Genomic DNA, 24,777 nt, shown 5'->3' with positions numbered 1-24,777 from the left:
ACTTCGCCGCGCCATTACGCCATCGCCTGCAACAAGAGCAGATCGATAAGCAGCATCAGGTTCGATTCAAACGACGTAATAGCGTCTGCCTGCGCCGCGAAATGCACCCCTTCGTCATATAACGCGAAATGGAGATCGGCCATCGCCGCAAGGCTGTTGGGCGAGGCGCGGGTAAAAGCTGCCACCGTCATGCCGACATTGCGCGCAATACGCGCTTTATCAAGCACCTGTTCGGTCTCGCCGCTGCGGGAAAACGCAATAAACACCTCGTAGCGGGAGGCATTGCTGAGAAAGATATTCCGGCTGTCGCCGGGACCGGAAATAAACGCCGTTTTTCCCAGCACCTGCAATTTTTTGGTCAGGTATTCAGCAAAGAGCCAGGAAAACCCGGCGCCGTAGAGAAAAAAATGTTCCTTCTCGCGCAGCAACTGTGAAAATTGCGCCATTTTTTCCGGCGTTACCCACTGAAAAGTGCGGCGGTAGTTACTCAAAAAACGCTCGAACATGGCCGGAGCGGCTTCGTTTTGCGATCCTGGCGCTTCGCGAGCGATATGCGGCGAGGCGGCAAGCAGCTGTTTGCAGTGCCAGATAAGTTCGCTGTAGCCGCTAAAGCCGAGCTTCTGGCACAGGCGCATAATCGTGGCAGTCGAGACAAAAGTCGCCTGCGCCAGTTCGCGCACCGTAATGTTGCCCACCAGCAGCGGGTGGGCGGTCAGGTGCGAAAGCACGCGATACTCGGCGCGGGTCAGCGACTCCCCGCGCGTTAACAGCGGCGCCAGGCGGCTGTCCATTATTGTGCCGGTTCGATGGGCAGATCGTTACGCGCGCCCCATTCGCTCCAGGAGCCGTCGTAAAGTTTCGTCTCCTGCACGCCCAGCGTGGCGAGCGCCAGCATCACGACCGCCGCCGTTACGCCGGAGCCGCAGCTGGCGATAATGGGCTGCGTCAGGTCTACTCCCTGGCGGCGGAAAACCGCCTGCAATTCATCGGTGGTTTTGAGTTGCCCTTTAATAACCAGATCGGTCCAGGGCACGTTTAAGGCGCCGGGAATGTGGCCGCGCTTCAGGCCAGGGCGCGGTTCGTCCGCCTCAGCGTTGAAGCGCGCCGCAGGGCGGGCGTCCACTAACTGCGCGGTTTTCTCATGGCTTGCCAGCAACACTTCCGGCAGGCGTTTTATCAGCGTGTCGTCGAATTTCACCTCAAATTCGCCTTCCGGCAGGCTGACATCGCCTGCGACGAGCGGATATTCATCGCGCTGCCACTCCGCCAGCCCGCCTGCCAGAATCGATACGTTCTGCACGCCAAACGCGCGCAGCATCCACCAGGCGCGCGGAGCGGAAAAGAGGTTGCCTTCGTCGTAAACCACCAGATGTTTATCGCTGCTGACGCCCAGTTCACGCATCGCCACGGCGAAGGTTTCCGGGCGCGGCATCATATGGGGAAGGGAAGTGGTGTGGTCAGAGAGCGCTTCAATATCAAAAAAGACCGCGCCGGGAATATGCCCCGCGCGGTACTCTTCGGCCATGTTACGCAGATGCTCCTGGCCCGCAGGCGCCATGCGGGCGTCCAGAACCTGAATTTCCGGGTCGTCGATATGCTCTGCGAGCCAGTCGCCCGCAACAAAGAAAGTGGTGGACATGGGTTTCTCCGTGTCAAAGCTGAGAAACGGATTGTCAGCGCTTTCAGGCCGGACCACAAGCGCACCGCTTTCATGTCGCGAGCTGGCTCGAAGTTATTGCGCCGCCTCCCCGTTCCGCCAGGCTTTTTGCAGCGTCGGCCAGTAGTCGCGGTTCGCTTCAATCATTTCATCGAGAATCGCTCTGGCGTGCTGCATCGTGGGAACAGTACGGTTAAGTGTAAACGCCTGTAGCGCTTTTTCGTAACTGCCTTCAATGGTGGCTTCCACCAGCAGTTGCTCAGAGGCCAGTTGTTGCATCAGCAGCGTCTGGTGGAACAGCGGCACCGCGCCCATGCGCACCGGCTCTGGCCCGGCGGCGGTAATATAAGCGGGTACTTCCACCATCGCGTCATAAGGAAGGTTAGCGATAGCGCCTTTGTTCTCAACAATCACCAGATGGCGCTGGCGCAGGTCGAAGGCCAGCGAACAGGCCACATCAACAATAAACGCGCCGTGAACGCCCACGTGGAACGCGTCCGGCAACACGCCAGTACGCTTATACTCCTGCGCCGCTGCGAACAGTTTTTTCTCGCGGCCGTTCATTACCTCATTGGCGCGCGTATAGTCCGGGTCCTGATGTTCGACTATCTCATTTGGCATCAGGTAGTACTGCAAATACGGGTTCGGCAGATAATCAGGGAAATGATCCATAATCGGCTTGATGTTGCGCCAGGTTTTCACCCAGGACGGATCGGAATGCTGCGGGTCCGTCTGCGCCGCATCTTCGGTCAGCAGGCCGAACTTCGCTATATGACGACGCAATTCCGGCAGGCGATCCTCGCCATCCACCATCACACGGGTAAACCAGCCGAAATGGTTCAGGCCGAAGTAATCTACCTCCAGCTTATGGCGATCGACGCCGAGGATGGCGCCCATGTTGCGCATCGCCGCCACCGGCATATCGCAAATGTTAAGCACGCGGGCGTTGGGGCGAAGACGGCGCACCCCTTCGGCGACAATTGCCGCCGGGTTGGAATAGTTAACAATCCACGCCTTTTTATCGGCATACCGCTCAACAAGATCAATAAGCTCTACCATCGGCAAAATGGTGCGCAGGCCATAGGCCAGGCCGCCAGGACCACAGGTTTCCTGGCCTACCACGCCGTGGCGCAGCGGAATTTTTTCATCCTGCTCGCGCATTTTGTACTGGCCCACGCGCATCTGGGCGAAAACAAAGTGCGCGCCGCTGAAGGCGACTTCCGGGTCATTTGTGACGGTGAATTTGATCTGCTGGCTGTGGTCGCGAATAACCTTTTCCACCACCGGCGCGATAGTTTCCTGGCGCGCGCTGTCGATGTCGTACAGACGGATCTCGGCAAGCGGAAAGTCGCTTAAGCGCACCATCAGGCTTTTCACAATGCCTGGCGTGTAAGTACTGCCGCCGCCGGCGATGGATAAAATAAAGGGAGGTTTCAACATCATAAGCTCCTGTCAGAGAAACATTTCGACTGCTTCGCGCATCTTTTTCACATGCAGCCCGTAGACCACCTGAACGTTATTGCCCTGCTTAATCACCCCTTTCGCGCCCGTAGCTTTGAGCCGGGGTTCGTTGATAACGCCGACGTCTCGCACCGTAACGCGCAGGCGGGTATAACAATTGTCCACCACTTCGATATTGGCCCGGCCGCCTAAGCCTTCGACAATCGCCTCGCCCAGGCCCTCGTTAGCGCCTTTGGCCTGATACTCTTGCTTGCTGTAAAGACGCGTTTCCTGATCGTCTTCCTCGCGACCGGGCGTTTTCATGTCGAAGCGGCGGATAAGGAAGCGGAAAATCACGAAGTAAAGCGCCGCCATAATCAGGCCCACCAGGATGTACATCGGCCAGTTCGATTTGGTGGTGCCAAGCGGCAGGTTATAAAGAATGAAATCGATAATGCCGTTAGCGCCGATGGCGTGAACGCCGAGCAGGTAAAACAGCATCATGCCAATGCCGGTCAGCACCGCATGCACCACAAACAGCAGCGGAGCGATAAACAGGAAGGAAAACTCGATAGGCTCGGTCACGCCCACCAGCATGGACGTTAGCGCCGCCGGGATAAGAATCGCTTTCGCCGCTGCTTTGCGCTCCGGTTTCGCCGTCATATACATGGCGAGCGCGGCGGCGGGCAGGCCGAACATTTTGCTGATGCCGCGGGCATCCCACACTACCGTGCTGCTTAGCTGCGTGACGCTCGGGCAGGCCATTTCGGCGAAGTAAATATTACGCGCGCCCTGGTAGACCGACCCGCACACCTCAGAAGTGCCGCCAAGCTCGGTATATAAAAACGGGGTATAGACGAGGTGATGCAGACCTGTCGGCACAAGAATGCGCTCCAGGAAACCGTAAACCGCCACGCCAAACGGCCCGGCGCCTTTGATAGCCAGCGCCATCGCGCTGATGCCGTGCTGGGCGAAGGGCCAGAGTTCGCTCATCACCACGCCAAGCAGCATTGATACCGGCAGCATAATAATGGCGACAAAACAGTGCCCGGAGTAGATAGCCATCGCGCCGGAAAACTGCACGCCAGAATAACGATTGTAGAGATAACCCGAGAGCGCGCCGGTCAGGATGCCAGCGAAAACGCCCATCTCCAGCACCTGTACGCCCAGCACCATGCTCTGGCCCGCTGCCCGCATCTGGTCGGCTGGCGCCAGTTCGCCCTGCATAGCGAGCGTTACGCTCATGGCGTTAATAAAGACCACGAAGGTGACGAGGCCAATCAGCGCGGCGTAGCCTTTATCGCGCGCCGCAAGGCCGATGGGAATGCCGACGGCGAACACCAGCGCCAGGTTTGCCAGCACCGATACCGCTGATTTCGCAATTAGCTGGCCGATATTCTGAATGGCGGGATGACCAAGGAAGGGTAAATAGTCGGCAAGGTTGCCGTTGCCGAGCACATTGCCAAACGCGATAAACAGGCCGACGATAGGCAAAATCAGCACCGGCCCGTAGAGCGACTTCCCGAAATTTTGTAAGGCGTTTACGGCTCGTTTCATTTAGCTCTCTCTTTATTATCTTTAGGCTAAACCGCCATGGCGAAGGGTACGCCATCAAAGGTACAGTCCGCTTTCGTCCTTATCCAGTTATCCTCTTGTTTTAAAAACAAATGACTGCCAAGGTAACATGTTACGTTTCGCGCTGTGATCGCGGTTACAGATTGGGTTTTCCTGTCGGCAACCTGCGGGTTTCATCGCTTTACATTTACTTTGCGAGAGATTGTCCATAAATAAAAATGGTGGCTTTTGTAATTGCCAAAGTCGCGCATAATACTTGCCGTACTGAAACCAATTGGTGGCCGTTTCGGCCATGGATAAAAAATGAATCGAGTACGTCTGGCCGCCCTGACGGCGGCATGGCTGGCCGCGCTGGCGCTTGCAGGGTGCGATAATAACGATGATGCGGCGTTAAGCCCGGCGAACGCGCAGCAAAGCTCTGCCGCGGCATCGCCAGCGGCGCGCACCACGCCGCCTGCGAAGCCGGACGCTGAGTCTCTGCAAAAGCTGGCGGCGCAAAGCGCGGGTAAAGCGCTTTCTTTAACCGATGCTTCAGAAGTGCAGCTTGAAGGGGCGAGCGCTCTGGCGCTCGCCTTTTCTGTTCCGCTCGACCCTGAGCAAGACTTTTCAAAATTCGTGCATCTGGTGGATAAAAAAAGCGGCAAGGTAGATGGCGCATGGGAGCTTTCCTCCAGCCTTAAAGAGTTGCGCCTGCGCCATTTAGAGCCGAACCGCGAACTGGTGCTGAGCATCGACAGCGGGCTAAGGGCGCTAAATAAAGCCACTTTCGGCAACGCGTACGAAAAGACGATTACCACACGCGATATAGCGCCAGGCGTCGGCTTCGCCAGTCGCGGCTCGCTGCTGCCGGGTAAAGTAGTGCAGGGGTTGCCAGTCATGGCGCTCAACGTTAACAGCGTCGACGTGAACTTTTATCGGGTGAAGACAGAGTCGCTGCCTTCTTTCGTCAGCCAGTGGGAATACCGCAGCTCCCTTACCAATTGGGAATCAGACCAACTGCTGAAAATGGCGGACCTGGTTTATACCGGACGTTTCGACCTCAATCCGGCGCGCAACACCCGGGAAAAACTGTTGCTGCCGTTAACGGATATCAAGCCGTTGCAGCAACCGGGCGTCTATCTTGCCGTTATGAACCAGGCGGGCCATTACAACTACAGCAACGCCGCAACGCTCTTTACGCTGAGCGATATCGGTCTTTCCCTTCACCGTTACCATAACCGGCTGGATATTTTTACGCAGAGCCTTGAAAACGGCGCAGCGCAGAGCGGCGTGGAAGTCCGCCTTCTGAACGACAAAGGCCAGACGCTTGGCGAGGCGAAAACCGACGGCGACGGCCACGCCATGCTTGAGGATCACAAAGAGGCGGCGCTGGTGCTGACGCGCCTTGGCGAGCAGACTACGCTGCTCGATCTCAATCTGCCGGCGCTGGATCTCGCTGAGTTTCAGGTTGGCGGCGATACCGGCTACAGCAAACAATTTTTCATGTTCGGCCCGCGCGATCTTTATCGTCCGGGAGAAACGGTGATCCTCAACGCGTTGCTTCGCAACGGTGACGGCAAGCCGTTGCCTGCGCAGCCGGTTAAATTCGAGCTGGTGAAGCCGGATGGCCAGGTAGCGCGCACGCTGGTAGGGGAGCCGAAAAACGGTCTCTACCAGCTGACATTGCCGCTTGATGGCCGCTCGCCGACCGGAGGCTGGCATATCCGCGCCAACACCGGCGACAACCTGCCGCGCGACTGGCGCTTTCAGGTTGAAGATTTCATGCCGGAACGGCTGGCGTTGAACATTACGGCGCAACAAGCGCCCATCGCGCCCGCCGATACGGTCAATTTCGCCGTGGCAGGCCATTACCTTTATGGCGCGCCCGCTTCCGGCAACCGCTTGCAGGGACAGCTTTTTGTGCGCCCGTTGCGCGATGCGGTAGCGCAACTGCCGGGTTTCCAGTTCGGCAATATTGCTGAAGAAAACCTCTCGCGCAGTCTGGATGAGGTACAGCTTACGCTTGATGACGAAGGGCACGGCCAGGTTGAGGTTCCGAGCCAGTGGAGCGAAAGCCGCTCGCCGCTACGCGTGATTTTACAGGCAAGTTTGCTGGAGTCGGGCGGCCGTCCGGTGACCCGCCGCGTGGAGCAAGCGGTGTGGCCCGCTAAAAATATGCCGGGTATCCGTCCGCAGTTCGGCGATAAAGCTGTGTATGACTACCGCACCGGCGACACGACCAACCAGCCGATGGTGGATGAAGACGGCAATGCCGCTTTCGACATTGTCTATGCCGATAATCAGGGCGTAAAAAACGCGGTGTCGGGGTTACAGGTAAGGCTGATTCGCGAGCGTCGCGACTACTACTGGAACTGGTCGGAAAATGAAGGCTGGCAATCGCAGTTCGACCAGAAAGACCTCGTCGAAGGGGAGCAAACCCTTAACCTCGCCGCAGATGAAACCGGCAAGGTCAGTTTTCCCGTAGAGTGGGGTTCTTATCGTCTGGAAGTCAAAGCGCCGGATGACACCATCAGCAGCGTGCGCTTCTGGGCGGGGTACAGCTGGCAGGACAATAGCGAAGGCAGCGCGGGCTCGCCCCGGCCGGACCGCGTGACGCTAAAAATCGGCAAACCTGCCTATCAGCCAGGCGACACTATTAATCTGCACATCGCGGCCCCTGCCGCAGGCAAAGGCTACGCGATGGTGGAATCCAGCGACGGCCCGCTGTGGTGGCAGGAAATAGACGTGCCGGAGAAGGGGCTGGATATCGCCATTCCGGTTGATAAAGCCTGGCAGCGCCACGATCTCTACCTCAGCGCGCTGGTGGTTCGCCCTGGTGATAAATCCCGTTCTGCGACGCCGAAACGCGCTGTCGGCCTGCTCCATCTGCCGCTTGGCGATGAGAGCCGCCGCCTGGCGTTGAGCCTGGAAGCGCCGCAAAAAATGCGCCCGAATCAGCCGCTGACGGTAAAAGTGAAAGCGAGCGTGAAAAACGGTCAATTGCCTGCGCAGGTTAATGTGCTGCTTTCCGCGGTAGACAGCGGCGTGCTTAGCATTACCGATTACGTTACGCCCGATCCATGGCGCGCTTTCTTCGGCCAGAAGCGCTACGGCGCGGATATTTACGATATCTACGGCCAGGTTATTGAAGGGCAGGGACGGCTGGCCGCGTTGCGCTTTGGCGGCGACGGCGATGAGCTTAACCGCGGCGGCAAGCCGCCGGTCAACCATGTTACCATTATCGCCCAGCAGGCGCAGCCTGTGCAGCTTGATGCAAACGGTGAGGGCACGATCACGCTGCCCGTTGGCGATTTTAACGGCGAGCTGCGCGTCATGGCGCAGGCCTGGACCGACGACCGCTTCGGCAGCGCGGAAGATAACGTGGTGGTCGCCGCGCCGTTGATTGCCGAGCTGAGTACGCCTCGCTTTATGGCAGGAGGAGACGTTTCCCGTCTGGCGCTGGATGTCACCAACCTTACCGATAAACCGCAGCAACTGACCGCGCAGTTTACCACCAGCGGCCTGGTACAGCTTGAAACCAGCAATACCCAGCAGCTTCAGCTTGCTCCAAATGTGCGTCAGACGCTGTTTATTCCTGTACGCGCAGGGCAGGGGTATGGCGATGGCGAAATTAGCGCCCGGATTAGCGGGCTTACACTGCCCAATGAAAGCTTCGCGCCGTTGGTAAAAAACTGGAAAGTAGGCGTGCGGCCGGCGTTTGCCGCCCGGACGATTAACAGCGGCGCCGTCCTGGGGCCAGGCGAAGTCTGGTCGCCCGCCCCACGTCATTTGAATGGGCTGGATGCCGCCACGCTTGAAGGACAATTGCTGCTAAGCGGGCAGGCGCCGCTTAATGTGGCGCGTTATATCAATGAACTTAAGGCTTACCCGTACGGCTGTCTTGAACAGACTACCAGCGGTTTATTCCCGTCTCTTTATACAAATGCCGCTCAGCTTAAGGCATTGGGTATTAAGGGGGAAAGCGACGAACAGCGTCGGGCTGCGGTAGATGTCGGCATTGCGCGACTGCTGGAAATGCAGCGCGAAGAAGGCGGTTTTGGGTTGTGGGACAGGGAAGGGCCGGAAGAGTACTGGGCGACCGCTTATGTTACCGACTTCCTGGTGCGTGCGGGCGAACAGGGCTATAGCGTCTCTGCGGATGCGCTTAATAAAGCCAATAATCGCCTGCTGCGCTACTTGCAGGATCCAGGCGTGATGGCCCTGCGTTACAGCGACAATACCCCTGCCAGCAAATTTGCCGTACAGGCTTATGCCGGGCTGGTATTAGCGCGCCAGCAGAAAGCGCCGCTTGGCGCGCTTCGCGAATTGTGGGAACAACGTGCGGCTGCGCGCTCCGGCCTGCCGCTGGTGCAGCTTGGCGTGGCGTTACAACTTATGGGTGATGCGCCTCGCGCTAAAGAGGCGATAGCGACAGGGTTGCAAACCGGGCGCAGCGAAAAAGCGGGCTGGCTTGGCGATTATGGCAGCACGCTTCGTGACGATGCGCTTAAGCTCGCGCTGCTTCAGGAAAACAAACTGCAACCGCAGGCGCAAAATCAGCTTATCACCACGCTTTCTGAAGAGGCTTACAGCCAGCGCTGGCTTTCCACCCAGGAGAGCAACGCGCTGTTTCTTGCCGGGCGCAACCTGCAAAGCCAGCCGGCGGCGTGGCAAGCGCAAACGACGCTTCCAGGGCAGTTCCTGCAAGGCGACAATGCGCAGACCATAGCGGTAACTGGTGAGCAACTGGCGTCGCTTCAGGTGACCAACACCGGCGGCGCGCCGCTCTGGCTGCGCCTTGACAGCAGCGGTTACCCAGTGGAAGCGCCAGCGCCTGAGAGCAACGTGCTGCATATTGAGCGTCATTTCCTCGACACCCAGGGCCAGTTGAAACCGCTGTCGAGCCTGAAAAGCGGCGAGCTGGTGATGGTGTGGCTGGATGTCTGGGCAGATAAGACGGTGCCGGACGCGCTGGTGGTCGATCTGCTCCCCGCCGGGCTTGAACTGGAGAACCAGAACCTGGCCAATGCCAGCGCCAGCCTCAGTAACAGCGGCGGTGAAGCGGATAATCTTATTAGCCGCATGCAGCAGCTTGATATTCAGCATATGGAGTTCCGCGACGATCGCTTTGTCGCCGCGCTGCCGGTCAATGAAGGGGAACATGTTACGCTGGTCTATCTTGCTCGCGCGGTTACGCCTGGCAGCTACACGATCCCTGCTCCGCAGGTTGAGTCAATGTATATTCCTCAGTGGCGCGCTAACGGCGCAGGCGGCGAGATCCTCAGTGTTACGCCCTAAAAGAGAGTGGTTGTGAAAAGGCGTATTATGCAGCGTCGCTGGTTATGGCTGGCGACGCTGCCTTGTCTGATGATACTGGCGTTATGGAGCGCGGACAGGCTCTGGCCGTTGCCCTTGCGGGAAGTTCATCCTGCGCGGGTGGTGGTCACAGAAGCAGGCGTGCCGCTATGGCGCTTCGCCGATGAGAACGGTATCTGGCGTTATCCGGTTGCAATAAACGATGTGTCGCCCCGTTATCTGGAAGCATTGCTGAATTACGAAGATCGCTGGTTCTGGAAACACCCTGGCGTAAACCCTTTTTCCGTGCTGCGCGCTGCCTGGCAAGACCTGCGGGCAGGCCATGTTGTTTCCGGCGGCAGTACGCTGACCATGCAGGTGGCGCGACTGCTGGATCCGCATCCGCGTACGCCTGGCGGCAAGCTTCGCCAGCTATGGCGCGCTTTTCAGCTGGAGTGGCATCTTTCGAAAGCGCAAATCCTTACGCTCTATCTTAACCGCGCCCCGTTTGGCGGCACTTTACAGGGCGTGGGCGCAGCAAGTTGGGCTTATCTGGGAAAATCGCCCGCACGGTTGAGCTATTCCGAAGCGGCGCTGCTGGCAGTGCTGCCTCAGGCGCCAAGCAGGCTGCGGCCTGACCGCTGGCCGCAACGTGCGCAGGCCGCGCGCGATAAAGTACTGCGAAGAATGGCTTCACAGCATGTCTGGAGCGAAAAGCAGGTGAAAGAATCGCTGGAAGAACCGGTATGGCTCGCGCCGCGCCAGATGCCGCAACTGGCGCCGCTCTTTGCCCGTCACCTTGCGCAGCGCGAGTCCGGCCTCAAAATCATTTCCACTCTTGACGCCTCGCTCCAGCGTCAGCTTGAAGCGCTGGCGCTTACTCTGAAAAGCCGCTTACCGGCCCGCAGTTCGCTGGCGATGCTGGTGGTAGACCATCAAAGCATGAAGGTGCGCGGTTGGGTAGGTTCGGCGGATATTGACGATGATAATCGTTATGGGCACGTGGATATGGTGACTGCCGTGCGCTCCCCCGGGTCGGTGCTTAAACCCTTTATTTATGGGCTGGCGATGGACGAAGGCATCATCCACCCCGCCTCTTTATTACAGGATGTGCCGCGCCGTTTTGGCGATTATCGTCCCGGAAATTTCGACAGCGGTTTTAACGGTCCGGTGAGTATGAGTGAAGCGCTGGTGCGCTCGCTTAACCTGCCCGCTGTACAGGTACTGGAAGCTTATGGACCGAAGCGCTTTACCGCAAAGCTTCGCAATGCCGGGCTACAGCTGCGCTTTCCGCCGGCGGCTGAGCCCAATCTTGCAATTATTCTTGGCGGCGCAGGCGCAAGGCTTGATGAGCTGGTCGCGGCCTACAGCGCTTTTGCGCGCCATGGACGCGCGGGCCAGTTACGTCTGACGGCGCAGGATCCTTTGCTTGACCGGCCGCTTATGTCGCCAGGCGCCGCGTGGATTATTCGCCGTATTCTCGCAAATGAAGCGCAGCCGTTGCCGGACGGTTCGTTGCCGCAGACCGTGCCGCTGGCATGGAAAACCGGCACCAGCTATGGCTACCGCGATGCATGGGCTATCGGCGTTACAGCGCAATATGTCATTGGCGTCTGGACGGGGCGACCGGATGGCACGCCCGTTGCGGGGCAGTTTGGTTTTGCAAGCGCGGTGCCCATCCTCAATCAAGTAAATAATCTGTTGCAGGCGGGCGTGCAGAGCCAGCGCATCGCGCAGCCCGTCGATCCGCGTCCGGCTTCGGTCACGTCGGGCACGGTCTGCTGGCCCGGCGGGCAGTCATTGCCGCCGGGTGATGCAAACTGCCGTCGTCGGCTCGCCACCTGGCTGCTGGACAACAGCGAACCGCCAACGCTGCTGGCGCAGGGGCAGGAGAGCAATCAGGGTATTGTGCGTCCAGTCTGGCTTGATCATAAAGGCGAGCGTGTGGCGGCAGACTGTCCGGAGGCGGTAAAAAAAATCATGCTGCTGTGGCCGTTGCCTCTTGAACCCTGGCTTCCGGCGGCGGAGCGTCGTGCAGCGCGTCTGCCGCCAGCGTCATCCGTTTGCCCGCCTATGCACGCGGAGGATGTGGCGCCGCTGCTTATTTCCGGCGTGCGCGACGGCGCAATAGTAAAACGCTTGCCTGGCCAGACGACTCTCTCCCTGCGTGTTTTCAGCCAGGGCGGGCAGGGGAGGCGTTGGTGGTTTTTAAATGGCGAGCTGCTTGACGAGAGCAACAGCAGCGTAACGCTAACGCCGCAAAAAAATGGCGAATATCAGCTGGTGGCGCTGGATGAGGCGGGTCAAACGGCGGTGGCGCATTTTACTTTGCAGTAAGACAAAATGATGAAAAACGCGCTTTAAGGGTGAACTGTTGCTAAAGGTAACATTATTTTAAAAAAATGTTACTCCGAACCATAGGCAAGGCCGGTATTGCTCATTATAATCGGCGCCAATTTCATTCCGGCCCGCCCGGTAAACAGAACAACTTACAGAGGTAATCATGGCAATTGAACGTACTTTTTCCATCATCAAGCCGAACGCCGTAGCAAAAAACGTTATTGGCAGCATCTTTGCTCGTTTTGAATCCGCAGGTTTCAAAATCGTAGGCACCAAAATGTTGCACCTGAGCGTTGAACAGGCGCGCGGCTTCTATGCTGAGCACGAAGGTAAACCGTTCTTTGATGGCCTGGTGGAATTTATGACCTCCGGCCCGATCGTGGTTTCTGTACTGGAAAGCGAAAATGCGGTACAGCGTCACCGCGACCTGCTGGGCGCAACCAACCCGGCTAACGCGCTGGCAGGCACCCTGCGCGCTGACTACGCTGACAGCTTCACTGAAAACGGCACCCACGGTTCCGATTCTGTAGAATCCGCCGCTCGCGAAATCGCCTACTTCTTCGGCGAAGGCGAAGTCTGCCCGCGTACCCGCTAATCGCTGTACAACCGAAGCGGCGCGGAAACTTTATTTTTTCGCTGCCGCTTTAAGCGATGGCATACGTGCCAGAGAATTTGTACAATGCTGCGCCCCGGACGAGCATGTTTGCTCACCGGGGCGTCTCTTTTTAACCCTCCAGGGGCCATAACGTGTAATAACGAGGCCGGAATACATTATGTCTGAACACATTGTCACACCTGAGCTTGCCTCAGTTTCCACCGCTTCCAAAGCCGAAAAAATCAACCTGCTCGACCTGAATCGTCAGCAAATGCGCGAATTCTTCAAGACGCTTGGCGAAAAGCCTTTTCGCGCCGATCAGGTAATGAAATGGATGTATCACTATTGCAGCGATGACTTCGATGAGATGACCGACATCAACAAGGTGTTGCGCGGTAAGCTCAAAGAGGTTGCGGAAATCCGCGCGCCGGAGGTTGTGGAAGAACAGCGCTCCTCAGACGGCACCATTAAATGGGCTATCGCGGTAGGCGATCAACGCGTGGAAACGGTTTACATTCCGGAAGACGATCGCGCTACGTTGTGCGTCTCTTCACAGGTTGGTTGCGCGCTGGAGTGTAAATTTTGCTCTACGGCGCAGCAGGGTTTTAACCGTAACCTGCGCGTTTCGGAAATTATTGGCCAGGTGTGGCGCGCGGCAAAAATTATTGGCGCAGCGAAAGTGACCGGTCAGCGTCCTATCACTAACGTTGTGATGATGGGCATGGGTGAGCCGTTGCTTAACCTCACCAACGTGGTGCCAGCCATGGAAATTATGCTGGATGATTTCGGCTTCGGCCTGTCGAAACGCCGCGTAACGCTCTCTACTTCGGGCGTGGTCCCGGCGCTGGACAAACTTGGCGATATGATTGATGTGGCGCTGGCTATTTCGCTGCACGCGCCTAACGACGAAATTCGCGATGAAATCGTCCCCATCAATAAAAAATACAATATTGAGACTTTCCTGGCGGCAGTGCGTCGTTATCTGGAAAAATCCAATGCGAACCAGGGCCGCGTGACCATCGAGTATGTCATGCTCGATCACGTTAACGATGGGACGGAACATGCGCATCAACTGGCAGAATTGCTGAAAGATACGCCATGCAAAATCAACCTTATTCCGTGGAACCCCTTCCCGGGCGCCCCTTATGGGCGTAGCTCCAACAGCCGTATCGATCGCTTCTGTAAGGTGCTGATGAGCTATGGTTTTACCACTATCGTGCGTAAAACGCGCGGCGATGATATCGACGCCGCTTGCGGCCAGCTGGCGGGCGATGTGATTGACCGTACTAAACGCACTATGCGTAAGCGTATGCAGGGTGAACCTATCGCTGTTAAAGCAGTCTGACAGGCAGTCATGGCGGCACGCCGGGGAGTATTATCGCGGCGTGTCGTCTGCATAATAAAGAAGCGTAAGTTGTAAATAATTACGGTGCGTTTCTTCTCGCTTTGAGGCAGTATGTAGCGTCGCAACAACAGTTTAGCTTTGCCAATTCTGGCTGTTATCTGTTCATAAAACAGACAGGGCATAAAAAGCTGGCTATGGTTAACTGACCAGAAGCGCGTGCGTTAACAAGATGGCGAGTTTAGCGGCGAAAAGGCCCTGGGCTTGCGTTAAGACTGGCAGCACGACGGCTTCAATGAGCAAAGGCAGTTTTCGCGGTACGGGCGGGCAATACAGGAAACCGTAGAGTTGCCGGCCGGTGCCTGGTTTCTTAATTAAAACAGTACCAGCAGTTGTAGCTAATGAATACTGAAGCCACTCACGAACAAAATGCAGCACATACCACGGGCGAACGTCTTCGTCTGGCCCGTGAACAACTCGGACTTAGCCAGCAGGTAGTGGCGGAACGCCTTTGCCTGAAGCTGTCGACGGTTCGCGATATCGAAGAGGATAAAGCGCCTGCCGATCTGGCATCGACTTTCCTGCGTGGCTACATCCGTTCTTATGCGCGTCTGGTGCATATTCCGGAAGAAGAACTGCTGCCGATGATGGCGAAGCAGGTACCGGTTAAAACGGCGAAAGTCGCGCCAATGCAGACTTACGCGCTGGGCAAAAGACGCAAAAAACGTGACGGCTGGCTGATGAGCTTCACATGGCTCATCCTGTTTGTGGTCGTCGGCCTGACTGGCGCCTGGTGGTGGCAAAACCACAAAGCGCAACAGGAAGAGATTACCACTATGGCCGACCAGTCAAGCGCTGAGCTGAATGCCAGCGGCGGTCAGGCCGTTCCGCTGAATACGGGCGAGGCTTCAGGCGCCCAGGATCAATCCACAGCGCAGGCCACGCCGCCTGCCGACCTGCCGGCAGAAACCACCCCTTCTTCTGCGCCAGCGCCGGACGCTACCGCGCAAAATAACACCCCAGCTACCGTTCCGGTACAGCCGCAGCAGCCTGCGGTCGTATCGCCGAGCCAGGCGAATGTTGACACCACAACCGCAGCGCAGCAGCCTGCGGCTGCGAACGGTCAACTGCCGGTAGACCAGGCCGTTACCGCGCCTGCGGCAGAGGCTAACGCGCTGGTCATGAACTTCACCGCCGATTGCTGGCTTGAGGTCACTGACGCAACCGGTAAGAAATTGTTCAGCGGTTTGCAACGTAAGGATGCTAACCTCAACCTTTCAGGCCAAGCGCCTTACAAGCTGAAAATTGGCGCGCCATCCGCGGTTCAGATTCAGTATCAGGGAAAACCTGTTGATTTAAGCCGTTTTATCAGAACTAACCAGGTTGCTCGTCTGACCCTCAATGCCGAACAATCAGTAACGCAGTAACAGACGGGCAGTGAGGGAGAAATTTCATGCATAACGCAGCGCCGATTCAACGCAGAAAGTCCAAACGTATTTATGTAGGCAATGTGCCTGTCGGCGATGGCGCCCCCATCGCCGTTCAGTCGATGACCAATACCCGTACCACAGATGTGGAGGCGACGGTCAATCAGATCAAAGCGCTTGAGCGTGTTGGCGCCGATATCGTACGCGTATCGGTCCCGACGATGGACGCCGCCGAGGCGTTCAGGCTTATCAAGCAGCAGGTCAGCGTGCCGCTGGTGGCTGATATTCACTTCGACTACCGTATCGCCCTGAAAGTGGCGGAGTATGGTGTGGATTGCCTGCGTATCAACCCCGGCAATATCGGCAATGAAGAGCGCATCCGCACGGTAGTAGACTGCGCGCGCGATAAAAATATTCCTATCCGTATCGGCGTCAACGCCGGATCGCTGGAAAAGGATCTTCAGGAAAAATATGGCGAACCCACGCCGCAGGCCCTGCTGGAATCCGCCATGCGTCATGTCGATCATCTCGATCGCCTGAACTTTGATCAGTTCAAAGTGAGTGTAAAAGCCTCTGATGTGTTCCTGGCCGTAGAGTCTTATCGCCTGTTAGCTAAGCAGATCGAGCAGCCTTTACATCTTGGGATCACTGAAGCAGGCGGCGCCCGCGCAGGCGCTGTGAAATCGGCGATCGGCCTTGGATTACTGCTCTCTGAAGGGATCGGCGATACGCTGCGCATCTCGCTTGCGGCCGATCCGGTAGAAGAGATCAAAGTCGGCTTCGATATTCTTAAATCCCTGCGTATCCGTTCCCGCGGCATTAACTTCATCGCCTGCCCGACCTGCTCGCGCCAGGAGTTTGACGTTATCGGCACCGTGAACGCGCTGGAGCAGCGCCTGGAAGATATCATTACGCCAATGGATGTTTCTATTATTGGCTGTGTGGTGAACGGACCGGGCGAAGCGCTGGTTTCCACGCTTGGCGTAACCGGCGGCAATAAGAAGAGCGGTTTTTATGAAGAAGGCGTGCGCAAAGATCGTCTCGACAATGAAGAGATGATAAGCCAGCTTGAAGCGAAGATCCGCGCTAAAGCCGCTATGCTCGATGAGAGCCAGCGCATCAGCGTTCAGCAGCTGGAAAAATAAGGCAACTGGGAAGCGTCTGGCTTCCCGTGTATGATTGAACCCGCATGGCGCGTCGCGATTTTGCAGCGGGCCTGATTCGGGTTCATTTTTTGTATTCAATAAGAGAATAAACGTGGCAAAAAACATTCAAGCCATTCGCGGCATGAACGATTACCTGCCGGGCGAAACCGCCATCTGGCAGCGCATTGAAAGCACACTCAAACAGGTGCTCGGCAGCTACGGTTACAGCGAAATTCGTTTGCCGATTGTAGAGCAGACCCCGTTATTCAAACGCGCTATCGGTGAAGTTACCGACGTGGTTGAAAAAGAGATGTACACCTTTGAGGACCGCAACGGCGATAGCCTGACCCTGCGTCCTGAAGGCACCGCGGGCTGCGTGCGCGCCGGTATTGAACACGGTCTTCTGTACAATCAGGAACAGCGCTTGTGGTATATCGGCCCCATGTTCCGCCACGAGCGCCCGCAAAAAGGCCGCTATCGCCAGTTCCATCAGCTGGGCGTGGAAGTGTTTGGCCTGCAAGGGCCCGATATCGACGCGGAATTGATCATGCTGACCGCCCGCTGGTGGCGCGCGCTGGGTATCGCCGACCACGTTTCTCTGGAACTCAATTCTATTGGTTCGCTCGACGCGCGCGCCAGCTATCGCGACGCGCTGGTGGCTTTCCTTGAACAGCATGTTGATAAGCTCGACGAAGACTGCAAGCGCCGTATGTACAGCAACCCGCTGCGCGTGCTGGATTCTAAAAATCCGGACGTGCAGACGCTGCTGAATGATGCGCCGAAGCTTGGCGACTATCTGGATGAGGAGTCCCGCGAGCATTTCGCTGGCCTGTGCGCTTATCTGGATGCGGCGGGCATCGGGTATACCGTTAACCAGCGTCTGGTGCGCGGCCTGGATTACTACAACCGCACCGTATTTGAATGGGTGACCACCAGTCTTGGTTCGCAGGGCACCGTTTGCGCGGGCGGCCGTTACGATGGCCTGGTTGAGCAACTGGGCGGCCGCGCAGCGCCGGCTGTCGGTTTCGCGATGGGCCTTGAGCGCCTCGTTTTACTGGTTCAGGCGGTCAACCCGGAATTTAAAGCCGATTCTGTTGTCGATATTTACCTGGTTGCTTCCGGCAACGGTACGCAGACGGCGGCGATGCTGCTGGCTGAAGCGGTACGCGATGCGTTCCCGGCAGGCAAACTGATGACGAACTACGGCGGCGGCAACTTCAAAAAGCAGTTCGCCCGTGCGGACAAGTGGGGCGCTCGCGTTGCACTGGTGCTCGGCGAAAATGAAGTGGCGAACCGTCAGGTCGTGGTGAAGGACTTGCGTTCAGGCGAGCAGCAAACCGTCGCGCAAAGCGAGGTTGCGACCCACCTACAGACGCTGCTGGGTTAATGTCCCCGGCGATTTATCGTTAAGGAGAAGGACAGCGTGGAAATCTACGAGAACGAAAACGACCAGGTCGATGCCGTGAAGCGTTTCTTTGCCGAGAATGGCAAAGCGCTGGCGGTCGGGGTGGTGTTAGGAATTGGCGCGCTGGTAGGCTGGCGCTACTGGACAAGCCATGAAGTTGATTCAGCGCGCAGCGCGTCGCTGGCTTATGACAATGCTGTCTCTGGCGTGCGCGCCGATAATCCGCAGTCGATTACTGCTGTAGAGCAATTTGCAGCGCAGAACAAAAATAACTACGGCGCGCTGGCATCGCTGAAGCTTGCTCAGCAATACGTCGATAAAAACGATCTCAACAAAGCTGCCGCACAGCTCCAGCAAGGTCTGGAGAGCACAAAAGATGAAAATCTACAGGCGCTTATCAATTTGCGTCTGGCGCGCGTTCAGGTTCAGCTTAAACAGGCTGACGCGGCGCTGAAAACGCTGGATGCGGTAAAAGGCGCAGGCTGGACGGCGATTGTCGCCGACCTGCGCGGCGAAGCGCTGCTGAGCAAAGGCGACAAGCAGGGCGCGCGCGAGGCGTGGAGCAAAGGAGTAGAGAGCGATAGCTCCCCGGCGCTTCGTGAAATGATCCAGATGAAAATCAATAACTTGTCCGTCTGAGAGGGACCCGATGCAATTGCGTAAATTACTTCTGCCAGGGCTGCTTTCCGTTACGCTGTTAAGCGGGTGTTCACTGTTCAGCGGTGAAGAAGATGTTGTGAAGATGTCGCCGTTGCCGACGGTACAGAATCAGTTTGATCCGCAAACGGCGTGGAGCACGTCCGTAGGCGACGGGATTGGCGATTTTTACTCCAATCTGCACCCGGCGTTTCTTGATGACACCGTTTATGCGGCGGACCGTCACGGCATCGTTAAGGCGATGAATATCGCTGACGGTAAAGAGGTGTGGCGCGTCGATCTCTCTGAGAAAACCGGCTGGCTTTCACGTAATCGTCCGGCGCTGCTGTCCGGCGGCGTGACTGTGGCGGGCGCCCATGCTTATATCGGCAGCGAAAAAGCGCAGATTTATGCGCTGAATACCGCAGACGGCACCATTGCATGGCAAACCCGCGTGGCGGGCGAAGCGCTCTCCCGCCCGGTAGTGAGCGACGGTCTGGTGCTGGTGCATACCAGTAACGGCATCCTGCAAGCGTTAAATGAGAGCGACGGCGCGGTAAAATGGACCGTTAACCTGGATATGCCTTCGCTTTCGCTGCGCGGCGAATCTGCGCCGACGTCCGCTTATGGCGCGGCTATCGTTGGCGGCGATAACGGCCGCGTCAGCGCGGTACTGATGCAGCAGGGCCAGATGATCTGGCAGCAGCGTATCTCGCAGGCGACAGGCGCAACGGAAATTGATCGCCTGAGCGATGTGGATACAACGCCGGTTGTGGTTAACGGCGTGGTTTACGCCCTGGCGTATAACGGCAACCTGACGGCGCTGGATTTGCGTTCCGGCCAGATTATGTGGAAACGCGAGCTGGGCTCAGTGAATGATTTCATTGTGGACGGCGGGCGCATTTACCTGGTCGACCAGAACGATCGTCTGCTGGCGCTTAATACCGAAGGCGGCGTCACGCTCTGGACGCAAAGCGATCTGCTGCACCGCAACCTCACCGCGCCAGCGTTGTATAATGGTTATCTGGTGGTGGGCGATAGCGAAGGCTATATGCACTGGATCAACACCGATGATGGTCGCTTTGTCGCACAGCAGAAGGTGGACGGCTCAGGCTTCCTTACGGAGCCGGTTGTCGCGAACGACAAACTGCTGATTCAGGCGAAAGACGGCACGCTCTACGCGATTACGCGTTAATAATAACGGGCGTAGCACAGAAAAACGGCTCCTGAATCGCACAGGGGCCGTTTCCTGTTTTCTGAAACCCTGCTAATTCGGCCGGGTTTAACACTGTTTTTTAGTAATGAGGCTTTGATAATGGTACCTGTGGTCGCGCTGGTCGGGCGCCCTAACGTCGGAAAATCCACCCTTTTTAACCGCTTAACCCGCACCCGTGATGCGCTGGTCGCGGATTTCCCGGGGCTGACTCGCGATCGCAAGTATGGTCGTGCTGAAGTGGAAGGCCGTGAATTTATCTGCATCGATACCGGAGGTATTGACGGCACGGAAGAGGGTGTGGAAACACGCATGGCGGAACAGTCGCTGCTGGCGATTGAAGAAGCAGATGTTGTGCTGTTTATGGTTGATGCCCGCGCTGGCCTGATGCCGGCGGACGAGGCTATCGCAAAGCATTTGCGCAGCCGTGAAAAGCCGACCTTTCTTGTCGCTAACAAAACCGATGGGCTGGATCCGGACCAGGCGGTCGTTGATTTCTACTCGCTGGGCCTTGGCGAAATTCACCCTATTGCCGCTTCGCACGGTCGCGGCGTGACCAGCCTGCTTGAACAAGTGCTGATGCCGTGGATGGATGACGTTAATCCGCCGGAAGAAGTGGACGAAGAGGCTGAATACTGGGCGCAGTTTGAAGCGGAGCAAAACGGCGAAGCAGCCGAAGAAGAAGAGGACGACTTCAACCCGCAGGATCTGCCCATCAAGCTCGCCATCGTCGGCCGCCCTAATGTTGGTAAGTCTACACTTACTAACCGTATTCTCGGCGAGGACCGCGTGGTGGTCTACGATATGCCCGGCACCACGCGCGACAGTATTTACATTCCGATGGAGCGTGACGGCCGCGAGTATGTGCTTATCGATACTGCGGGCGTGCGCAAGCGCGGCAAAATCACCGACGTGGTGGAAAAGTTTTCGGTCATCAAAACGTTACAGGCGATTGAAGACGCAAACGTGGTGCTGCTGGTTATCGACGCCCATGAAGGGATTTCTGACCAGGATCTGTCGCTGCTTGGCTTTATCCTCAATAGCGGCCGCTCGCTGGTGATTGTCGTTAACAAATGGGATGGCCTGAGCCAGGAAGTGAAAGAGCAGGTTAAAGAGACGCTCGATTACCGTCTGGGCTTTATCGATTTCGCCCGCGTGCACTTTATTTCCGCCCTGCACGGCAGCGGCGTCGGCAATTTGTTCGAATCAGTGCGCGAAGCGTATGACAGCTCCACCCGTCGTGTCAGCACCGCGCTGCTCACCCGCATTATGAACATGGCGGCGGAAGACCATCAGCCGCCGCTGGTGCGCGGGCGTCGCGTGAAGCTTAAATATGCCCACGCCGGCGGTTATAACCCGCCGATTGTGGTTATCCACGGCAACCAGGTGAAGGATCTGCCTGATTCCTATAAACGCTATCTGATGAACTACTTCCGCAAATCGCTGGAAGTGATGGGAACGCCGATCCGCATTCAGTTCAAGGAAGGGGATAACCCGTTTGCGAACAAGCGCAACACCTTAACACCAAACCAGATGCGTAAACGTAAGCGTTTGATTAAACACATTAAGAAAGGCAAGTAAGCGGCGATTATCTTCACTTAAGGTGAGAGAGAAAAGCCCATCAGCGTGGTCATTTATACTGCGCTGATTTTAACTACCGAAGGAGGCGTTATGGACGTGAACTGCCCGGTCTGCAACCAGCCGCTGGAACAAACTGAAACGGGCGCGCGCTGCGTCAGCTGTGATAAAGACTTCCTGCTGGAGGCGCGTTGCCCGGATTGTCATCAGCCGCTTGAGGTGATGAAGGCCTGCGGCGCGGTGGACTACTTTTGTCGCAACGGCCACGGCCTTATTTCGAAAAAGCGCGTCGACTGGCAGCCGGTCGCACGTTAATCACAGACGCAATCTTCGCCGCGCCGCCACAGCTCTTCCAGCTCCGGCGGCGCTTTTGTTTCCGGCACCAGAACAATAACGTCGGCGTAGTGGGCGCTGTTGTGATGCGTCCAGGTAATCTGGATGCGGTAATAGCGTTGGTCGCCGCGGCCTGGCGAATCTGGCTCGCCAGGCGGTTTCGCTACCGGCAGCGTCTGCTGAAGGATGTTAACGATACGCTGGCGCTGCGTCTCGTTAAGCTGCGCGAGAATGATCCGCCGCAGCCCGCTCAGGCGAGGGATGAACGCCACGCCGCCTTCGCGCGCCAGCTCAATAACGGCATCGTCCGTCAGCGTCGGCAGTTCGTTCATCACAGCACCCCCACCTGTTTCCAGGCCGCTTCTATAGCACGGGCGACGCTGTCGCCGGAGCGTCTGCCGCCATGTTCAATCGTCAGCTTTGCAAAGGCAGCGAAATCGGCGTCTTGCGCAAGTGAGCGGTCACAAACTGTGTCATACCAGGCGTAGCCCGCCTTTTCCCAGGCATAGCCGCCAATCGCTTTCGCCGCCAGATAAAACGCCCGGTTCGGTATGCCGGAGTTCAGGTGCACGCCGCCATTATCGTCACGCGTTTTAATAAAATCTTTCATGTGCGCAGGCTGGGGATCTTTACCCAAAAGCGGGTCGTCATAAGCGGTGCCGGGTTCCGCCATTGAGCGCAGGCCGCGGCCATGAATGCCGGGCGCCAGCAGCCCTTCGCCGATTATCCAGTCTGCTTCGTCCGCCGTATGGCCAAGATGATATTGCTTCACCAGCGAGCCGAAAACGTCGGAGAGCGATTCGTTCAGCGCGCCCGCCTGCTCAAAGTAAATCAGCCCGGCTTCGGTTTCCGTTACGCCGTGACTCAGTTCATGAGCCACCACATCGATGGCGATGGTAAAGCGGTTAAAAATTTCGCCGTCGCCATCGCCAAACACCATCTGCTGACCGTTCCAGAAAGCGTTCTGATAATCCTCGCCGTAGTGCACTGTGCCGCTCAGCACCAGACCTTTGTTATCCAGCGAATCGCGCTGATAACACTTCCAGAAAACGTCATGGGTTACGCCGAGATAGTCATAGGCCTCATCCACCGCCACGTCGCCGTTCGACGGCTGGCCTTCTTTACGCACCGGTTCGCCCGGCAGGGACTGGGTATTATTGGCGTCATAAATATCGCGAATAAGTTCGCCTTTAGCGACAGCCTGCGGGGCGTGCGGTTTCGCATGGCCTTCGGCCATCAGCGTCTGCACGTGGGTCAGCGTCTGGCGGGCGTAGCGCTGCTGATATTCTGTGCCGTGATCGATAATGCGACGAAGGATGTAGGGAGGAATAACGCTGCGGTAACGGGATGATGACATGCTGCTCTCCTTCTGGCGGGAAGTGCCGATTAAAAAAGGAACAGCAGCAGTATAGTTGGCGAAGCGCCGCCGCGTCAGGCGCTTTTAGGTTTACGCGTTTTTTTTACCGGCGCGATGGCGGTAACCTGGCTTTCCACTATGCCGTCAGCAAGCCGGGTGGTAAGAGTGTCGCCCGGTTTAATCTGCTGCGTTTGCTTAAGCAGTTTGCCGTCTTGCGCCTGCGTTACGCTGTAGCCGCGGGCCAGCGTCGCAAGGGGGCTTACAGCTTCGAGGTGCGCCGCGAGCGTAGCAAAACGTTCTCGGGAAGCGCCAAGCCGCGCGCTCACTAGCTGCGATAACCGATATTCATGCTGTTGCAGACGGGTCTGCAAACGGTGGATGCGAGGCAGCGGCGTATGCTGTGAAAGACGCTGCGAAAGACGCTGTTGTTGCAGCGAAGCGCGACGCAATCGGGCATCCACAGCCGTATCAAGACGCTGTTTCAGCCGCACCAGCTCGGTCTGCTGGCGTGCCAGCCGCAGTTGCGGGTGTTGCTGTTGCAGACGATGATGCAGGCGCGTAAAGCGCTGGTTGTTGCTGGCGAGGAAGTAGTCCATCGCCATCTCCAGACGCTGCTGCTGCGACTGGATCTGGCGCAGCAGTTCAAGCTGGTTGCGGCTGACTATCTCGGCGGCGGCGGAAGGCGTCGGGGCGCGCAGGTCAGCGACAAAATCGGCGATAGTCACATCCGTTTCATGGCCGACGGCGCTAACAACGGGAATACGGCTGGCGAAAATCGCCCGCGCCACGCGCTCGTCGTTAAAACTCCATAAATCTTCCAGCGAGCCGCCGCCGCGACCGACGATCAACACGTCGCATTCGTCCCGGCGGTTGGCGAGTTCAATAGCGCGAACGATTTGCCCCGGCGCATCTTCGCCCTGTACAGCTGTTGGATAGATAACCACCGGCAGCGACGGGTCGCGGCGTTGCAGCACGTGCAGCACATCATGGAGCGCCGCGCCGGTTTTTGAAGTAATAACGCCAACCTGGCGAGCCGGGGAGGGGAGCGGTTTTTTCAGGCTCTGATCGAACAGCCCTTCAGCGGCGAGACGCTGTTTAAGCTGTTCGTAGCGCTGCTGTAAAAGCCCTTCACCCGCAGGCTGCATGCTCTCAACGATTATCTGGTAGTCGCCGCGCGGCTCATAAAGCGTGATGTTAGCGCGTACTAACACTTGCTGGCCGTGTTGCGGGCGGAAAGTGACGCGGCGGTTGCTGTTGCGAAACATAGCGCAGCGCACCTGGGCCGAATCATCCTTCAGCGTAAAGTACCAGTGACCAGAGGCAGGCTGGGTGAAGTTGGAGATTTCACCGCTTATCCAGACCTGACCCATCTCCTGTTCCAGCAGCAGGCGGACTGTCTGATTCAGACGGCTGACGGTAAAAATTCCGGAATTTTGCGTAGGTAACATGTGAGCTGGATC

Annotated in this window: 18 protein-coding genes; 11 read left to right on the top strand and 7 right to left on the bottom strand. The window is 57.3% G+C overall.

Going from position 1 to position 24,777, the window contains the following annotated elements:
- Window positions 1-14: 14 nt before the first annotated feature.
- The 4 genes from DW56_RS14360 to DW56_RS14345 form a co-directional block, all read right to left on the bottom strand.
- A complete protein-coding gene (locus DW56_RS14360) occupies window positions 15-791 on the bottom strand; it encodes a MurR/RpiR family transcriptional regulator (RefSeq protein WP_024552628.1) in 777 nt (258 codons plus the stop codon).
- Window positions 791-1,639, bottom strand: coding sequence for a 3-mercaptopyruvate sulfurtransferase (gene sseA, locus DW56_RS14355; protein ID WP_024552629.1), 849 nt, complete (start codon window positions 1,637-1,639; stop codon window positions 791-793). Before sseA ends, DW56_RS14360 begins: the two co-directional genes overlap by 1 nt.
- Before the next feature lie 93 nt (window positions 1,640-1,732).
- Window positions 1,733-3,097 (bottom strand): 6-phospho-alpha-glucosidase, encoded by a 1,365-nt coding sequence (locus DW56_RS14350; RefSeq protein ID WP_024552630.1) that lies wholly within the window; start codon window positions 3,095-3,097, stop codon window positions 1,733-1,735.
- A gap of 12 nt (window positions 3,098-3,109) precedes the next feature.
- Window positions 3,110-4,654, bottom strand: coding sequence for a PTS transporter subunit EIIC (locus DW56_RS14345; protein WP_024552631.1), 1,545 nt, complete (start codon window positions 4,652-4,654; stop codon window positions 3,110-3,112).
- A 321-nt stretch (window positions 4,655-4,975) separates the two neighbouring features.
- Between DW56_RS14345 and DW56_RS14340 the strand changes: the two genes are divergently transcribed.
- The 11 genes from DW56_RS14340 to DW56_RS14290 all read left to right on the top strand — a co-directional run bounded on the left by DW56_RS14340 (window position 4,976) and on the right by DW56_RS14290 (window position 21,942).
- Window positions 4,976-9,949, top strand: coding sequence for an alpha-2-macroglobulin family protein (locus tag DW56_RS14340; RefSeq protein WP_024561967.1), 4,974 nt, complete (start codon window positions 4,976-4,978; stop codon window positions 9,947-9,949).
- Between the two features lie 27 nt (window positions 9,950-9,976).
- Window positions 9,977-12,283, top strand: a complete 2,307-nt coding sequence (pbpC, locus tag DW56_RS14335) for a peptidoglycan glycosyltransferase PbpC (protein ID WP_024555253.1) — start codon at window positions 9,977-9,979, stop codon at window positions 12,281-12,283.
- Between the two features lie 166 nt (window positions 12,284-12,449).
- Window positions 12,450-12,881: a nucleoside-diphosphate kinase gene (ndk, locus tag DW56_RS14330; protein ID WP_024555254.1), complete on the top strand. Its 432-nt coding sequence runs from the start codon at window positions 12,450-12,452 to the stop codon at window positions 12,879-12,881.
- A gap of 178 nt (window positions 12,882-13,059) precedes the next feature.
- A complete protein-coding gene (gene rlmN / locus DW56_RS14325; RefSeq protein WP_024555255.1) occupies window positions 13,060-14,226 on the top strand; it encodes a dual-specificity RNA methyltransferase RlmN in 1,167 nt (388 codons plus the stop codon).
- Window positions 14,227-14,624: 398 nt separating this feature from the next.
- A complete protein-coding gene (gene rodZ, locus DW56_RS14320) occupies window positions 14,625-15,650 on the top strand; it encodes a cytoskeleton protein RodZ (RefSeq protein WP_024555256.1) in 1,026 nt (341 codons plus the stop codon).
- Between the two features lie 26 nt (window positions 15,651-15,676).
- The gene (ispG, locus tag DW56_RS14315; RefSeq protein WP_024555257.1) at window positions 15,677-16,795 is read left to right on the top strand and encodes a flavodoxin-dependent (E)-4-hydroxy-3-methylbut-2-enyl-diphosphate synthase; all 1,119 of its coding nucleotides are present in this window, start codon (window positions 15,677-15,679) and stop codon (window positions 16,793-16,795) included.
- A 112-nt stretch (window positions 16,796-16,907) separates the two neighbouring features.
- Complete coding sequence (gene hisS / locus DW56_RS14310) at window positions 16,908-18,182, top strand: histidine--tRNA ligase (protein WP_024555258.1); 1,275 nt, start codon at window positions 16,908-16,910, stop codon at window positions 18,180-18,182.
- 36 nt (window positions 18,183-18,218) lie between these two features.
- On the top strand, window positions 18,219-18,839 hold the full coding sequence (locus DW56_RS14305) for a YfgM family protein (protein ID WP_024561966.1): 621 nt from the start codon (window positions 18,219-18,221) through the stop codon (window positions 18,837-18,839).
- 10 nt (window positions 18,840-18,849) lie between these two features.
- The gene (gene bamB, locus DW56_RS14300; protein ID WP_024553588.1) at window positions 18,850-20,031 is read left to right on the top strand and encodes an outer membrane protein assembly factor BamB; all 1,182 of its coding nucleotides are present in this window, start codon (window positions 18,850-18,852) and stop codon (window positions 20,029-20,031) included.
- A 120-nt stretch (window positions 20,032-20,151) separates the two neighbouring features.
- A complete protein-coding gene (gene der / locus DW56_RS14295; RefSeq protein WP_035890052.1) occupies window positions 20,152-21,630 on the top strand; it encodes a ribosome biogenesis GTPase Der in 1,479 nt (492 codons plus the stop codon).
- Between the two features lie 90 nt (window positions 21,631-21,720).
- Window positions 21,721-21,942 carry a zinc ribbon domain-containing protein gene (locus tag DW56_RS14290; protein ID WP_024553590.1) on the top strand — a complete coding sequence of 74 codons (222 nt, stop codon included), beginning with the start codon at window positions 21,721-21,723 and terminating at the stop codon, window positions 21,940-21,942.
- On the opposite strand, the gene DW56_RS14285 is transcribed toward DW56_RS14290, so the two are convergent.
- The 3 genes from DW56_RS14285 to xseA all read right to left on the bottom strand — a co-directional run bounded on the left by DW56_RS14285 (window position 21,939) and on the right by xseA (window position 24,765).
- Window positions 21,939-22,292, bottom strand: a complete 354-nt coding sequence (locus DW56_RS14285; protein ID WP_024553591.1) for a protealysin inhibitor emfourin — start codon at window positions 22,290-22,292, stop codon at window positions 21,939-21,941. The two genes, DW56_RS14290 and DW56_RS14285, sit on opposite strands and share 4 nt — an antisense overlap.
- Complete coding sequence (locus DW56_RS14280; protein ID WP_024553592.1) at window positions 22,292-23,317, bottom strand: M4 family metallopeptidase; 1,026 nt, start codon at window positions 23,315-23,317, stop codon at window positions 22,292-22,294. Before DW56_RS14280 ends, DW56_RS14285 begins: the two co-directional genes overlap by 1 nt.
- A gap of 74 nt (window positions 23,318-23,391) precedes the next feature.
- Window positions 23,392-24,765, bottom strand: coding sequence for an exodeoxyribonuclease VII large subunit (gene xseA, locus DW56_RS14275; RefSeq protein WP_024553593.1), 1,374 nt, complete (start codon window positions 24,763-24,765; stop codon window positions 23,392-23,394).
- Window positions 24,766-24,777 lie beyond the last annotated feature (12 nt).

This window comes from Franconibacter helveticus LMG 23732, assembly GCF_000463115.2.
Taxonomy (GTDB): domain Bacteria; phylum Pseudomonadota; class Gammaproteobacteria; order Enterobacterales; family Enterobacteriaceae; genus Franconibacter; species Franconibacter helveticus.
This window is presented reverse-complemented; position numbering and strand designations above follow the sequence as displayed.

Excerpts from the sequence above, each read along its gene's own strand:
- DW56_RS14350 (WP_024552630.1), bottom strand. The coding sequence starts at position 3,097 with ATGTTGAAACCTCCCTTTATTTTATCCATCGCCGGCGGCGGCAGTACT.
- DW56_RS14340 (WP_024561967.1), top strand. The coding sequence starts at position 4,976 with ATGAATCGAGTACGTCTGGCCGCCCTGACGGCGGCATGGCTGGCCGCG.
- rlmN (WP_024555255.1), top strand. The coding sequence starts at position 13,060 with ATGTCTGAACACATTGTCACACCTGAGCTTGCCTCAGTTTCCACCGCT.
- DW56_RS14280 (WP_024553592.1), bottom strand. The coding sequence starts at position 23,317 with ATGTCATCATCCCGTTACCGCAGCGTTATTCCTCCCTACATCCTTCGT.
- ndk (WP_024555254.1), top strand. The coding sequence starts at position 12,450 with ATGGCAATTGAACGTACTTTTTCCATCATCAAGCCGAACGCCGTAGCA.
- rodZ (WP_024555256.1), top strand. The coding sequence starts at position 14,625 with ATGAATACTGAAGCCACTCACGAACAAAATGCAGCACATACCACGGGC.
- DW56_RS14285 (WP_024553591.1), bottom strand. The coding sequence starts at position 22,292 with ATGAACGAACTGCCGACGCTGACGGACGATGCCGTTATTGAGCTGGCG.
- bamB (WP_024553588.1), top strand. The coding sequence starts at position 18,850 with ATGCAATTGCGTAAATTACTTCTGCCAGGGCTGCTTTCCGTTACGCTG.
- ispG (WP_024555257.1), top strand. The coding sequence starts at position 15,677 with ATGCATAACGCAGCGCCGATTCAACGCAGAAAGTCCAAACGTATTTAT.
- pbpC (WP_024555253.1), top strand. The coding sequence starts at position 9,977 with ATGCAGCGTCGCTGGTTATGGCTGGCGACGCTGCCTTGTCTGATGATA.
- xseA (WP_024553593.1), bottom strand. The coding sequence starts at position 24,765 with ATGTTACCTACGCAAAATTCCGGAATTTTTACCGTCAGCCGTCTGAAT.
- der (WP_035890052.1), top strand. The coding sequence starts at position 20,152 with ATGGTACCTGTGGTCGCGCTGGTCGGGCGCCCTAACGTCGGAAAATCC.
- sseA (WP_024552629.1), bottom strand. The coding sequence starts at position 1,639 with ATGTCCACCACTTTCTTTGTTGCGGGCGACTGGCTCGCAGAGCATATC.
- DW56_RS14290 (WP_024553590.1), top strand. The coding sequence starts at position 21,721 with ATGGACGTGAACTGCCCGGTCTGCAACCAGCCGCTGGAACAAACTGAA.
- DW56_RS14345 (WP_024552631.1), bottom strand. The coding sequence starts at position 4,654 with ATGAAACGAGCCGTAAACGCCTTACAAAATTTCGGGAAGTCGCTCTAC.
- DW56_RS14360 (WP_024552628.1), bottom strand. The coding sequence starts at position 791 with ATGGACAGCCGCCTGGCGCCGCTGTTAACGCGCGGGGAGTCGCTGACC.